Origin of the sequence: Alkaliphilus serpentinus, assembly GCF_009017255.1 — a bacterium.
GTDB classification, from domain to species: domain Bacteria; phylum Bacillota; class Clostridia; order Peptostreptococcales; family Natronincolaceae; genus Alkaliphilus_D; species Alkaliphilus_D serpentinus.
Map to the genome: position 1 here is coordinate 43601 of NZ_WBZB01000013.1, position 13485 is coordinate 57085.

16 protein-coding genes are annotated in these 13485 nt (G+C 36.6%); all 16 read right to left on the bottom strand.

The window, feature by feature from the left end:
* Positions 1 to 9: 9 nt before the first annotated feature.
* Positions 10 to 372 (bottom strand): response regulator, encoded by a 363-nt coding sequence (locus F8153_RS04120; RefSeq protein WP_151865099.1) that lies wholly within the window; start codon positions 370 to 372, stop codon positions 10 to 12.
* Positions 373 to 540: 168 nt separating this feature from the next.
* On the bottom strand, positions 541 to 1686 hold the full coding sequence (gene fliY / locus F8153_RS04125) for a flagellar motor switch phosphatase FliY (protein WP_151865100.1): 1146 nt from the start codon (positions 1684 to 1686) through the stop codon (positions 541 to 543).
* Positions 1679 to 2674 (bottom strand): flagellar motor switch protein FliM, encoded by a 996-nt coding sequence (gene fliM / locus F8153_RS04130; RefSeq protein ID WP_151865101.1) that lies wholly within the window; start codon positions 2672 to 2674, stop codon positions 1679 to 1681. Before fliM ends, fliY begins: the two co-directional genes overlap by 8 nt.
* A 12-nt stretch (positions 2675 to 2686) precedes the next feature.
* Complete coding sequence (locus F8153_RS04135; RefSeq protein WP_151865102.1) at positions 2687 to 3097, bottom strand: flagellar basal body-associated FliL family protein; 411 nt, start codon at positions 3095 to 3097, stop codon at positions 2687 to 2689.
* Positions 3098 to 3121: 24 nt separating this feature from the next.
* Positions 3122 to 3868, bottom strand: coding sequence for a flagellar motor protein MotB (locus F8153_RS04140; RefSeq protein ID WP_151865103.1), 747 nt, complete (start codon positions 3866 to 3868; stop codon positions 3122 to 3124).
* Complete coding sequence (locus tag F8153_RS04145) at positions 3861 to 4652, bottom strand: flagellar motor protein (RefSeq protein WP_151865104.1); 792 nt, start codon at positions 4650 to 4652, stop codon at positions 3861 to 3863. The genes F8153_RS04140 and F8153_RS04145 overlap by 8 nt, the downstream gene beginning before the upstream one ends.
* Positions 4653 to 4673: 21 nt before the next feature.
* A complete protein-coding gene (locus tag F8153_RS04150) occupies positions 4674 to 4874 on the bottom strand; it encodes a flagellar FlbD family protein (RefSeq protein ID WP_151865105.1) in 201 nt (66 codons plus the stop codon).
* A 100-nt stretch (positions 4875 to 4974) separates the two neighbouring features.
* The gene (locus tag F8153_RS04155; RefSeq protein WP_151865106.1) at positions 4975 to 6351 is read right to left on the bottom strand and encodes a flagellar hook protein FlgE; all 1377 of its coding nucleotides are present in this window, start codon (positions 6349 to 6351) and stop codon (positions 4975 to 4977) included.
* 81 nt (positions 6352 to 6432) lie between these two features.
* Positions 6433 to 6810 carry a TIGR02530 family flagellar biosynthesis protein gene (locus F8153_RS04160; RefSeq protein ID WP_151865107.1) on the bottom strand — a complete coding sequence of 126 codons (378 nt, stop codon included), beginning with the start codon at positions 6808 to 6810 and terminating at the stop codon, positions 6433 to 6435.
* 41 nt (positions 6811 to 6851) lie between these two features.
* Positions 6852 to 7274, bottom strand: coding sequence for a flagellar hook assembly protein FlgD (locus F8153_RS04165; RefSeq protein ID WP_151865108.1), 423 nt, complete (start codon positions 7272 to 7274; stop codon positions 6852 to 6854).
* Positions 7275 to 7286: 12 nt separating this feature from the next.
* On the bottom strand, positions 7287 to 8642 hold the full coding sequence (locus tag F8153_RS04170; RefSeq protein WP_192929649.1) for a flagellar hook-length control protein FliK: 1356 nt from the start codon (positions 8640 to 8642) through the stop codon (positions 7287 to 7289).
* A 32-nt stretch (positions 8643 to 8674) separates the two neighbouring features.
* Positions 8675 to 9904, bottom strand: a complete 1230-nt coding sequence (locus F8153_RS04175) for a hypothetical protein (RefSeq protein WP_151865110.1) — start codon at positions 9902 to 9904, stop codon at positions 8675 to 8677.
* A gap of 1 nt (position 9905) precedes the next feature.
* A complete protein-coding gene (gene fliJ, locus F8153_RS04180) occupies positions 9906 to 10358 on the bottom strand; it encodes a flagellar export protein FliJ (RefSeq protein ID WP_151865111.1) in 453 nt (150 codons plus the stop codon).
* A 12-nt stretch (positions 10359 to 10370) separates the two neighbouring features.
* Entirely contained in the window at positions 10371 to 11687 is a 1317-nt protein-coding gene (gene fliI, locus F8153_RS04185) for a flagellar protein export ATPase FliI (protein ID WP_151865112.1), read from the bottom strand.
* A 4-nt stretch (positions 11688 to 11691) separates the two neighbouring features.
* On the bottom strand, positions 11692 to 12456 hold the full coding sequence (locus F8153_RS04190; protein WP_243136901.1) for a FliH/SctL family protein: 765 nt from the start codon (positions 12454 to 12456) through the stop codon (positions 11692 to 11694).
* A 1-nt stretch (position 12457) separates the two neighbouring features.
* Positions 12458 to 13474: a flagellar motor switch protein FliG gene (fliG, locus tag F8153_RS04195; protein ID WP_330577601.1), complete on the bottom strand. Its 1017-nt coding sequence runs from the start codon at positions 13472 to 13474 to the stop codon at positions 12458 to 12460.
* Positions 13475 to 13485 lie beyond the last annotated feature (11 nt).

The following is a 13485-nucleotide window of genomic DNA, read 5'->3' on the forward strand; positions in this document are numbered from 1 at the left end:
ATCTCACCTTTATCCTAAAACCTTCTTGACTGCCTCTATTACTCTATCAGCTTGAAAGGGTTTAACAATAAAATCCTTTGCTCCAGCTTGAATAGCTTCAATAACCATAGCTTGCTGTCCCATTGCAGAACACATAATAACTTTAGCATTTGCATCTAATTTTTTGATTTCCTTTACTGCTTGTATACCATCAACCTCTGGCATTGTGATATCTATAATGGTTAAAGCAGGGGCTAATTCCTTAAATTTTTCTATAGCCTTTGCACCATTTTCTGCCTCACCAACTACCTCAAAGCCATTCTTAGTTAAAACGTCCTTAATCATCATTCTCATAAAAGCTGCATCGTCAACAATTAATATACCGTTTGCCATTCTTACTCCTCCTTAAACTTTGCTAATAAAATCTGTTATTATACCATTCTACCTTTTTATGACTTTTTTCGATATGAATCTATAATGGTATTATATAATTATTAATCTACTTTTTTCAATGGAATTTATTATTTAATAAAAAATGTTATTAATGAACTAGATTATTAACTATATTTTAGAAAACCGCTTTGTAGGACTTACAATATCTGTAATCCTAATACCATAATTCTCATCAATAACAACCACTTCACCCTTGGCTACATATTGTCCATTAACAAGAATGTCTAATTGTTCCCCCACAAGCTTATCCAATTCTATAATGGTTCCAGGTCCAAATTCTAGTATTTCACTGATTCTTTTAACGGTTCTTCCTAGCTCAACGGTAACATTTAAAGGTACATCCTGAATCAAGTCAATATTTTCAGGAATTCCTCTATTACTGGGTTGATCAAAGGATTGGAACTGTACGGGTTGAACATTTACGGGTTGTTGCTTCTGCGGTTTAGCTTCGATATCTTGTTGCACATGCCTTTCATTTCTAGCTTCCTGTTGAGGACTTCTATTAGTGGTAAGTGTAGACTGTGGTTCAACCTGTATTTTGGGTTGTGGCTGAGGTTTTGCTACAGTTTCAGATGGAGTAGGCTCTCCATATGCATTCATCAGTTTATTAACCATTTCCTTAGCAAAGTCCTTTGGAACCAGCTGCATAATTTCACTATCGATCAAATCACCGATTTCCATTCTAAAGGATATTCGTACAAATTCTATATTCAATTGGGGAAAAATTTGTGTAAACTCTTCAGTAGATAAATCCATAGGAAATACCCTAGGAGGATTGATGTCAATCTTTTTTGCAAACATTTCTGATAAAGAGGTGGAGGCTGAGCCCACCATTTGATTCATGGCTTCTGCAATTGCACTTAAATTTATATCCGTCAAAGGCTCTTCAGAAGCTACACCACTTCCACCCATCATAAGGTCAGTGATAATCTTAACATCTCTTTCCTTTAGGATTAGTACATTAAGACCCTCTAAACCTTCCTTATAAGTAACATCCACTGCAACAAAGGGTAGCGGATATTCATCTGCTAAATTATCTATGGATATTAAAGAAACCTTAGGTGTTGTGATATTTACTCGATTACCAAGTAAGGTAGAAAGGGTAGTTGCTGCTGTTCCCATACTGATATTACCGATTTCACCAATAGCATCCTTCTCCTCTGGTGTAAAGTCATACTCCTCATTAGGGCTATCATCACTTGCTGTACCTCTTAGCAAAGCATCTATTTCCTCTTGAGATAACATTTCACTCATCTTGTTCATCTCCTTTCCTGTCGATGCGGGTTACCCGAATTGCTACTTTATTTTTTATTGTTCCTGGCACTCCATAATATCTTTGCTTGTCTCCTACTAAAATCTCTAGCTCTTGGTTTGAAAGGGTATCCAGCATAATAACATCACCTTTCTGGAGCTCGATAAAATCTTTAACTGTAATACGGGTTTTTCCAAGTACAGCAGTTAAACCAATTTTACTTTTTTCAACCCTTTTCTTCAGAGTATTTTTATCATCGGCTGTTACCACTTTACTTATATTAGAAAACCAGAATTTTGTACTGAGCTTTTCTAAAATTGGTTCTATAACGATATGGGGTATACAAATATTCATTAATCCTTCCACTTCACCAACCTTAAGACTTAAGGTGATTAACGCAACTGTTTCGTTTGGCGACACAATTTGAACAAACTGGGAGTTGTTTTCAATTTTATCCAATTTAGGTTCTAGTTCTATTACGTTCTCCCAAGGATCAATTAATAAGTCCAATACTTGCCGCATAAGTTTTCTAATTAGGGTCATTTCAATCTCTGTAAATACCCTTTTGTCATCAAAGGCTCTACCATTACCTCCTAATATCCTGTCAATAAAGGTGAAGGCGATAGAGGGTGAAACATCAATTACAATTTGTCCTGAAAGAGGCTGAAAATTCACCACAGATATTACAGCTGGATTAACAATCGAGTTGCTGTATTCATAATAGGATAATTCCTCTACATTAAGGACCTCTGTGTGGATAAAGCTTCTAAGGTATCCCGACAAAAAAGTATTGAGAATCCTAGAAAAATTATCATGAATAATCTGTAAGGTCCTTAACTGATCTTTAGCCAGCTTCTTAGGACTTTTAAAATCATAATTTCTAATTTTCTTCTCTAACTTTTCTTCCTTTATTTCTTCAACATCTACTTCGCCACTGCTCAGTGCTTTGAGGAGGGCATCAATTTCGTTTTGGGACATTACATCTGACAACGACTTCACCTCCTATTGGATTATGTAGTCGATAAAAAATACGTTGGTTATACTATCGGTATCAAGGATTGAAGATAAATTACTTTTAATTTCTTCTTGAATTTTACTAAGACCCTCAGGACTTAGCAAATCATCTGTTTTTTTCCCCAACATGATTTTAATGATCTGATCTCTAATTACAGCATTTTTCTTCTTCATTTCTACTATCATATCATCGTTTGTTGTTTCAACAACGATTGTACTTCTAAAGAAATTTTTTGTAGAGCTGAGATTTGCGGTAAAATCGCCTAAATTGTGCTCATAGGTTTTTATTGGCTTATCAGCAGTACTTCTAAAAACGGTAAAATAAAGAACACCTGCTATAACTCCACCAGCTAGAATAACTCCTATTAGTGCAAATAAAATAATCTTCTTCATACCCATAATAATCCTCCAATATTTAATATCTTATGGTGCTGATAATTCTAATTCCTTCTTTAGTATTACAAGATCTACCCTACGGTTTTTTGCTTTGTTTTCTGCAGTATCATTCTCAGCAACAGGTTGATATTCACCATAGCCAGAGGCAGAAAATCGTTGGGGTTCTAGACCTACTTCTTCAATCATAAACCTTACTACATTGGCTGCCCTAGCAACTGATAACTCCCAGTTGGTTTCATACCTTGCATTTGGTAACAGGGGATCTGAGTCTGTATGTCCCTCAACAACGACATTTTTCTCGATTAGCTCCGGTTCCACCATGAAACCAGATAAATAAGTTAAAAGCTCCTTAGATGATTGCTTCAGCTCAGCCCTACCCGAATCATAAAGAACATTATCTTGAAAGCGCAGAACCAAACCCCTAGTTTCTAAGGTAACCAGTACATCTCCCGCTAGATTATTTTCTTCAAGAAACTCCTCCAACCTAATTTGAAGCTTTCTAAAGTCCTCAAGCTCTTCCTTTTGATCTGTGGTAAGTTCTTCTACTAGGGCTTCATCAACATAATCATTTTCTTCAATGGTCTTTCCACCCTCTAGTATCCCTAAAGAGCCTTGAAAGGATTGAATTATTGCTTGAAACTTCATTGCATCTATTTCTGAAAAGGCAAATAGCAATACGAAAAAGCAAAGAAGTAATGTCACCATGTCACCATATGTGGTCATCCACTCTGGAGCGCCCTTTTTTTCTTCACTGGCTCTTTTTCTTCTAGCCATTTTCAACAGCTCCTACTTGTTTTTCATTAAGTGATTCTCTTACCTTTGGAGGTAAGAAGGCCTTAAGCTTTTCTTCTATAATTCTTGGGTTTTCACCTGCCTGTATAGATAATAAGCCCTCAACCATTATTTCCTTCCTCATAATTTCCTCTCGGCTTCGAATCTTCAGCTTGTTGGCTATAGGAATAAAAATCAGGTTAGCTAATAGTGAACCATAAAGGGTTGTTATTAGGGCTACTGCCATACTTGGTCCTATTGCGCTGGGGTCATCTAGCTTTCTTAACATATTAATTAATCCTATTAGAGTACCAATCATACCAAAGGCGGGTGCATAGGCACCCATGGATTCAAATATCCCCTGGCCACTTTGATGTCGTTCTTCTACAAAGGACAATTCCGTTTCCAATAGGTTTCTAACCAATTCTGGATCCGTACCATCTACAATCAGCATGATCCCTTTTTGTAAGAACTTATCTTCAACAGCTTCTGAAGCCTCCTCAAGGGCTAATAAGCCTTCTTTTCTTGCAACATTGGCAAGAACAATGATTTTATTAATGATTTCTCCTGCGTCTATTACCTTATTGGAAAAAGCCTTAGAAACGATCTTTATAGCCTCTAATACCTTTTGTAGAGGGTAGGCTACTAGGGTTGCTGCTACTGTACCACCTAGTACGATGAAGACTGATGCAGTATTCCAATAACTACCAAGATCACCGTCTACTAAAATACCCATTACGATAAAAACTAATCCAACTATTATCCCAATAATGGTTGCCAAATCCATGCTAACACCTCATTTCTATACCTATTCTTTGTAGCTAATACCTGAATAGATTCTTTGCTTATAGGCTACTACCAGGTCTATTACCTCGTCTGCAGTATTGCTTACAATCATTTTGTGACCATTCAATAAGGTTATAACAGTATCAGGGGTTTCCTCAATCATTTCAATTAAATCTGCATTCAAAACAAAGTGGGTGTTATTAATTCTTATCAATTTAATCATACACATCTTCCTTTGTTTTCCTGACACCTAGTATTAATTAAACTAAAGCCTTAAGGTATTTTAGAATACTAGGTGCCTAGGATTATTTATTTTTTATAAATTAACGCTTCATGTTTACTACTTCTTGAAGCATTTCATCACTGGTGGTGATGATACGTGAGTTGGCTTGGAAGCCCCTTTGAGTAGTGATCATATTGGTAAATTCCCTTGACAGGTCTACATTGGACATCTCTAATGCACCTGGATTTAAATTTCCAAATCCACCTGAGCCTGGTACACCGGTTATGGCTTGTCCAGAGTTGGAGGTGGTTCTATACATGTTGGAGGCTGTCTTTTCTAAACCCGCAGGATTCTTAAAGTTGGCTAATGCAATTTGACCTAACACCCTTCTTTGACCATTATTGAAGATTCCCATAATTTCACCAGTTGAGGCTATGGTAAAATCATCTAGGGTTCCCTGCTTATAGCCATCTATTTTGGTGGCTGAAGCAGTTGATGTATTGGCGAACATGGTCAGCTTTGAAAAGTCCACATCGAAGGTAAAGGCACCAGCACCATTTGTTAATCCTTCTCCCACAGTGAAGACAGCATTAGTACCTCCTACTAATTTACCATTGTTGTCAAATTGTATAGTATGTCCAGGTGTTCCTACTAAATTTCCGGTGGCTGCTGCTCGAATCATGGAACCATCCTCATTTACATAGAAGGTTTCTACAGCATATTGACTTACTGCTGGCGGTCCCGCTGCACCTGGAACCTTTATGTAAGCCTGTTTAATTTGATGTATTCCACCTAAATTGTCATATACCTGAAAGCTAGTTTCTCTGGCAACTGTTTCTTCAAACAATGGATTAATTTCATATTTAGCCCCATTTAGTCTATAAACGAAGGTATCATCATTACCTACAGTTTTAGCTGGATCAGCTAGAATGTCCGTTTCACTATTTAGGTTGCCCTCAAAATTAACATTTGCAGTTACTTGAGCATCAAAGGTAACGGCCTTTGAAATTTGAAGCCCCTCTAAATTGGATTTTAAAACGCCATTTTCATCCGCCATGTAACCTAATACTCGATAACCATCGGCAGTAACAAGGTTTCCTGCCTCATCAAGGGCAAAGTTTCCGCCTCTGGTATAGCTTCTATTTAAGAAGTTGGGGTCATCGGCAACGATAAAGAAGCCGTCTCCATTTACCATTAAATCTGTATTGTAATCGGTTCTTTCTACTGCACCCCTAATGTGGAAGGTATCCATTGAAGCTACGTTAATACCTAAACCCACCTGTTGGGGATTGGTTCCGCCTCTACCGTCTTGGGGAGAGCCAGCACCCCTTAAGGTTTGGCTAAACACCTCTTGAAAGGTAACCCTTGAGCCCTTAAAGCCAACGGTATTTACATTGGCAATGTTGTTACCAATAACATCCATACGGGTTTGGTGTGCCCTTAAACCCGATACGGCTGAAAACATAGATCTCATCATAATCTTTCGACCTCCTATTAAATTGTGGTACTCCATTTCATCAATCGGTCAGAAATGGTAAGCCTCCATAGTTGGTCCGGCTTAGATAATTACAGCACCATCGATGTTTGTAAATACATTATCCTTTAGTTGATCACCTACAGCTGCGGTTATCACTGTGTTATTCCTTACGCTTGCAACAAAGACTCTATTGTCCATCATAATTAAGGTTTCTCTGATTCCTTTTTTTGAGGCCATTTCCATAGCTTGATTCAATTTTGATAGATCATCGGGAGTTAAAGTAATATTTCTTTCCTCTAAACGATCCATGGCGTGTTTAGAAATCTTCACCTCTTGAGACTCTTGGAGCTTTTTATGGAAAATAGATTGGAAATCATGATTTTTTTGTATAGTCTTATCTAATTGTTGAAGTTTGTTTTGTTGTAAGGCGGTGGATTTAATTTTTATGTTATCATACATCCTTGAACACCTCCTGTTACTGATCCAATCTAGGTTAAATATTATTCTTCTGTTTCTGTTTCTTCAGTACCTTCAGTTCCCTCCGTACCTTCTGAATTCTCAGTCTCATCTGCTTCCCCTATCGGAGTGCCTCCTAATAGCTTTGTAATGTTCTCGAGTTCATCTATAATGGAGGTTTGGCTTTTTACCAAATTATTGTTCATTTGTCTAATATGCTCCATGATGTTTTCTTGAGAAGCGGTCATGGTTTGATTCAAGTTTTGCATTTGCTCTAGGGATGAAAATTGGGCCATTTGTGCAATGAATTCCTTATCCTGCATAGGATTTAACGGATCTTGATTACTCATCTGTGCAACAAGTAACTGAAGGAAGGTGTCCTTGTTTAAATGATCAGTCTTTTTCTTCCCTGCATTTTCATCGTAGAGTCTAGGTCCTCTCCAGTTTATTTCATTTATTTCACTCATTTAAATACCTCCTTATACAGTTCCATCAAAGCTAGATGTCATCAAATAGGGATTTGAGGCTGGCGCAGTAGCTTGTAAATAACCTGAATCTTCTAGTCCAGCAATATTACTAACTCTTTTAAGACTTTGCTTTTGTTTTAAATAGCCTCTTTCTCCAAACCTTTGATTGTTTTGATCTACAGAAACCTCTAGGCTGCTTACATTAATCCCCTTATCACCTAAGTTAATTTTTAGCTGATTTAGGTTGTTTTCTAGTAGCTCCTTGACTTGAGGATTAGCGGTAAAGACCTTACCTGTTAATACTCCATCCTCAATGGTAATCTTGATGGTCAAGGTGCCTAGATTTTCAGGAGATAACTGTAGCTTCATTTCACTTTTTTGATTTAGCACCAATAATTCAATCTTATCCACCACTTGGTTCATAACATTTTGAGGATCAATTTGTTGCTGATTCAATGCCTTTGCTGCACCAATTACTTTTTCATTAATAAGATCTTTTGTTAGATTTATTGGATTAAATTCTATTACACTTGCATCCTTTTGTTGAGGAGTATTTGATTCCTTTAAGGTGCCTTTATCCTCCCCTTTGCCTTCTAAGGTTACCTTAACTGTTTTTTCTTTAGTCAGCTCAGTTAATGATTCCTCAGTCACCTTTACTTCCTTTGCCTCTACATTTGAAGTTGCAGCCTTTTTATGAGCGCTTTCCATTAGGATAGGGTCCATATTTTTCTGAGACACTGATTGAGGATCTACCTTAATATCCTTATGAAGCTTTTGAATGTGCTCCTTTATGTTCAACAATAGGGCTTTTTCTTCTGACATTTTTTGTAGCACTTCAGTTTCATTACTGTCTAGCTTAGAAAGATTAAGAATACCCTCTTCAATGGTTGTAATTTTCTCCTCCAATAGCTTAAGCAAGCCTTCAAGTTTTGGGAGCTCTTTTCCACTGCTATTCAGTACCGCTAATATCTCTTTAATCTCTTCTTTATTCAAGATATCCTGATTCTGAAGCTGTTGTAGTAGATTTAAAATAGAAGGTATATCAATGATGATTTCATTCTCTTCTTCTATTAACTCCACAGAAGAATATTCTTCAAATACTAGCATTTCTTTGTAATCCTCAGAAATTTTGGTATCAGGTTCTTGAGTGCCCACTGCTTCTTTATTCTCTAGAGGCTTCTTTGCTTGATCTAACACAAGGGCTTTGTTATTTGTAGATTCGTCTACAGCCTCTTTAGCAACCTCATTCTTATCCTTTAAGGTTTTAAAGATTTCGCCAAAGGATTTCTGACCCTGGGGCTTTTTTAGTGGCATGGAGGATTTTGAGTTTACCTCATTGGCAAAGATTAATTTTTCCATCTGTATCATTCTTTCACCTCCCTTCATTTTTAATAAATATGTTAATTTCCAACATATTTCTGAGTTAATTCAATTGCCCTTTGAGTTCTTAATTGTTCTATTAAATCTGCAATAAGGGTTGGCTTAAGCTGTCTTAGTACATCAATGATTAATTGCTCCTGTGTAAATACGATGTCATCTTCATCAATCAACTGATTTATTTGGTAGGTACTATTTGTTGAGAGCATTTGATCTACCAGAGTTGCTAAATTTTCAATTGGTAGCTTTTGATAGATTTCCACCAGCTCTTGGATTTTTAGGTCATAGTTTTTATAAACCTGTATGGCTGTTGATAGATTTTTTGACTTACCCTTTGGAGTTTGTCCTAACTTTTCAAGCTCTACTAGACCCTCTATTATGGTTAAAGTTAACTCTTCATCACTAACCTTAGATAAAACCTGTCCTCCCTTTTGCGAAGGAAGATAACCATAAATATTCACTAACTCTTGGATTTTATGTTTATCGGTATTCCCTATTAAGGTCAATAATTCTTCTGTAGTCTTAATGCCATAGATTTCTGCCATCTCTCTCGATTGCTGTAGACTTTGCATAATTCTCTCAATTTCTATTTCTATTTCCTGTTTATTAGGAGCAGGTAAATTAAACAATATCTTATTAGATAATTCTTCTTCAGAATACATAATGTACTTTGCTGCAGTATCTACAGAGAATTTACTAAACAATTGAGGTAAGGTTTCCAGGGTTAATTCGCCATTATTAAGATCTGCAGATATTTCCATAACTGTATCACTAACCTTCATAGCTGTATAATAATCTACTAATTGGATGATTTCCTTTTCTTTATCTAAGTCAATTTCTTCAAGTACTCTATCTAGACTACTACCCTTTAAATCGGATCTTCTTATACCCTCACTTACCTTTGTCATCTTTCTTGAATTAAGATCATTTAAAATGATGATTAGATCATTAAACAATTTATTATCTTCACTTCTTATTAGTAATAGCTTATCTATCAGTCTATCTTCCTCTAGGGTGATGTAGTTTTCAGCAATCTGACGTTTCAATAGCTCCTGCTCTTCTTTAGTGGGGATTCTTTCAAAATAGTTACCTATTACCCCTGGTGCGCCGGATAAAAATCTATTAACTGTATACTGAAAATTGACATTTGAATAATATACTATTACTAATGTTAAAGCAGGAACCAGTAGGAAAGATGCTAATATAATGGCTATCGCTTTGAAGGCCCCACCTTTTTTCTCATTTTTAGCCATATTATCCTCCTTGTTTTTTAACAGTATTGTATGAGATTAGTTCATCTACTAAGACTTCTTCATCCTTTGCCAACTTATACTGATAAAGACTCCTATCTTTTTCTTTAATTTTTGAGTAAATTTTCGTTTGTTTTCTGGCATCCACCAACTGTAACCTGCAACCATTTACCTTTGCTTCACAATTCTTAACGGTATTACTTTGACTCTTAATTAAATCTTCAAAATACTTAATGGTATTTGAGAAGGTTTTAATGTCCTTAATGGTAGTTCTAATCTCACCCAGTGATCTCCATTGCTGCTGAAGACTGGTCTTTTTTTCTAACAAAAGCTGCAAATGCTCTCTTTCCTTATTAAGGGCTTTGGTTGCATTTCCCAGCAATATTTTCTTGTTTTCTTCATCCTTTTCCTTTATATTAAGGATGGTTTCAAATCTATAGGAGAATTCTTTAGCCATGATGATCCCTCACTAATCCTTAATAATATTTTTCATAAGCATATGGGTTTCAGAAAAATCTGTTTCTTCATGGGTTCCCTGAACCAAAAATTCATTTATGCTATCAATTTTCTTAATTGCATAATCTATTTTTTTATTGGTACCTTTAGCATAAGCTCCTATATTAATTAAATCCTCTGCCTCATTATAGGTGGCCATAATTTCCTTAAGTCTATTGGCTGTAGATAAATGATCTTCATCTATAATGCTGGGCATTACCCTGCTAATACTTGATAAGATATCTATGGCAGGATAATGGTTGCGATTGGCAAGCTTCCTTGCCAACACGATATGTCCATCAAGGATACCTCTAACTGCATCGGCAATTGGTTCGTTCATATCATCTCCATCTACCAGAACAGTGTATAACCCTGTTATAGAGCCCTTCTCGGAGGTGCCTGATCTTTCAAGCAACCTTGGTAAAATAGCAAATACTGAAGGGGTATATCCTTTTGTAACAGGTGGTTCGCCAATTGCTAAACCCACCTCTCTTTGGGCCATAGAAAACCTTGTTAAGGAGTCCATCATAAGCATTACATTTTTATTATGATCTCTAAAAAATTCTGCGATGGATGTTGCCAGGAGGGCACCCTTCATTCTAATTAATGGAGGTTGATCAGAGGTTGCTACAATAACCACAGATCTCTTTAGACCTTCCTCCCCTAAATCATTTTCAATAAACTCTTTTACCTCACGGCCCCTCTCACCAATTAGTGCGATTACATTCACATCTGCTTCGGTATTTCTTGCTATCATCCCTAAAAGAGTACTCTTACCAACACCACTACCGGCAAATATTCCTATCCTTTGGCCATTACCAATTGTCAGCATTCCGTCTATTGCCCTTACTCCTATTGATAATGGTTCTGTTATTCTTTTTCGTTCTAAGGGGTTAGGGGGTGTTCCCATAACGGGATAAGACTTTATCTTTGCAATAGGTCCCTTTCCATCAATGGGATTACCGAGACCATCCAGTACCCTTCCTAATAAATCGTAACCTACCTTTACTTCTAAGGATGTTCCTGTGGCTTCAACCTTACTTCCTGGACCAATTCCCTCCATATCACCTAGAGGCATTAGCAAAACCTTTTTTTCTTTAAATCCAACCACCTCAGCTAAAACTGGAGCCCTACCCTTTAGGGTGTATATTACACAAACCTCTCCAATTTTTACTGCTGGTCCTATGGCTTCAATGGTTAGTCCTATTACTTGGGAGACCCTACCAGAGTATTTAATTAAATCTGCTGATTGTAAGGCTTCACTATACTTGTTTAACTTTAATTGGCCCATATTATCACTCATCCTGTAGAAGTTCTTCAAATAGTTTTTCAATAAATTGCAGTTGAGTTTCTAAGCCTGCATCTATGGTTCCTGATAGTGTCTCAATAATTACACTTCCTGCTTCAAGGGAGGAATCGCATTTAACCTCCATCTTCTCAATTCCTTCTGTCATCATTAGAATTTTGTTTTTGGATGTATTTACTAAATCGAAGTCTTTATCTGAAACTCTAATAATGATGGACTCAGTAAAGGTGGATTTCTCTAATCCCTCTTCTATTAAGTTTAATAGAAGACTATGATCCTCTTCTAGTTGATGTTTTATCACTTTCTTTGCGATATCTCTCACAAGATATATTAATTGTTTTTCAAGGGATTTAGCCATTCTCTTCTTTTCTTCCATAGTATGTAGCTTTATTTCCATGGCTTCTTTAATCTCTTCATCTACCTCACTATAGCCCTTGTTTAAACCTTCGTTGAAGCCCTCCTCATAGCCTTCCCGCTTTGCTTTATCATAGATATTTTTACAATCTTGATAGGCTTCTTCAATAATCATTGCTGCTTCTCTTTTGGCTTCTTCAATAATCCTATTGGCCTCCTCCATAGCATCATTTAATACTTCCTCTGGAGTAGGTTCTGCTTCTTGAAGGATGTCATCATCAAATTTATCAGCAAGATTGATTCCTGCATCATCTCTTAGCTTAATGACGTTATCTAATTTATGATCTGTATACTCTAATTCCTTTTTAGAACCCCAAACGACATTCGTAGACTTAAACACCTTAGACAATTATTTCATCTCCTCCGCCTCGGGCTATAATAATTTCGCCAGCTTCTTCAAGCTTTCTGATAATATTCACAATTTTCTGTTGAGATTCTTCTACATCTCTTAATCTAACAGGGCCCATAAATTCCATGTCCTCTTTAATCATTTCTGCCATACGCTTAGACATATTTGCATAAATAACATTGGCAACCTCTTCTGTTGCTCCCTTTAATGCAATAGCCAACTCCTTGTTATCAATTTCTCTAATAAATCTTTGGATAGAGGAGCTATCAAGGCTAATAATGTCTTCGAATACAAACATTCTCTTGCGAATTTCATCTGCTAACTCAGCATCTTGGATATCTAGGGTATCCATAATATTCTTTTCTGTTCCCCTATCAACAAAGTTGAGTATATCAACAATGGATTGGAGTCCTCCAGCTGAAGTATAATCTTGACTTACCAATGAAGATAGCTTTCTTTCTAAAACCGACTCCACCTCTTTAATAATTTCAGGAGAAGTTCTATCCATTACTGCAATCCGTTGAGCAACCTCCGCTTGCTTAACAGGAGGTAGCGCAGAAAGAATTTGTGCAGATTGATTGGATGGTAAGTAGGCTAATATTAAGGAAATTGTTTGAGGATGCTCATTTTGGATAAAATTAAGGAGTTGACTGGGATCAGCCTTGCGGGCAAAATCAAAGGGTTTCACCTGAAGGGATGCCGTTAGCTTATTAATGATATCCATGGCCTTTTGAGAGCCTAAAGCCTTCTCCAATACGTCCTTTGCGTAATTTATACCACCTTCTGAGATATATTCCTGAGCTACACATATCTCATAGAATTCAGAAAGAATCCTTTCCTTTTCCTCTGGGGATACCTTCCTCATATTGGCGATTTCTAAAGTCAGTTCTTCTATCTCATCATCATTTAAATGTTTAAATATTTGGGCAGAATATTCTGGACCTAAGCTTATAAGCAGTATTGCAGCCTTTTCTCTTCCAGACAATTCTCCCTTGGCAGACTTTCTCACGATCTTCACCT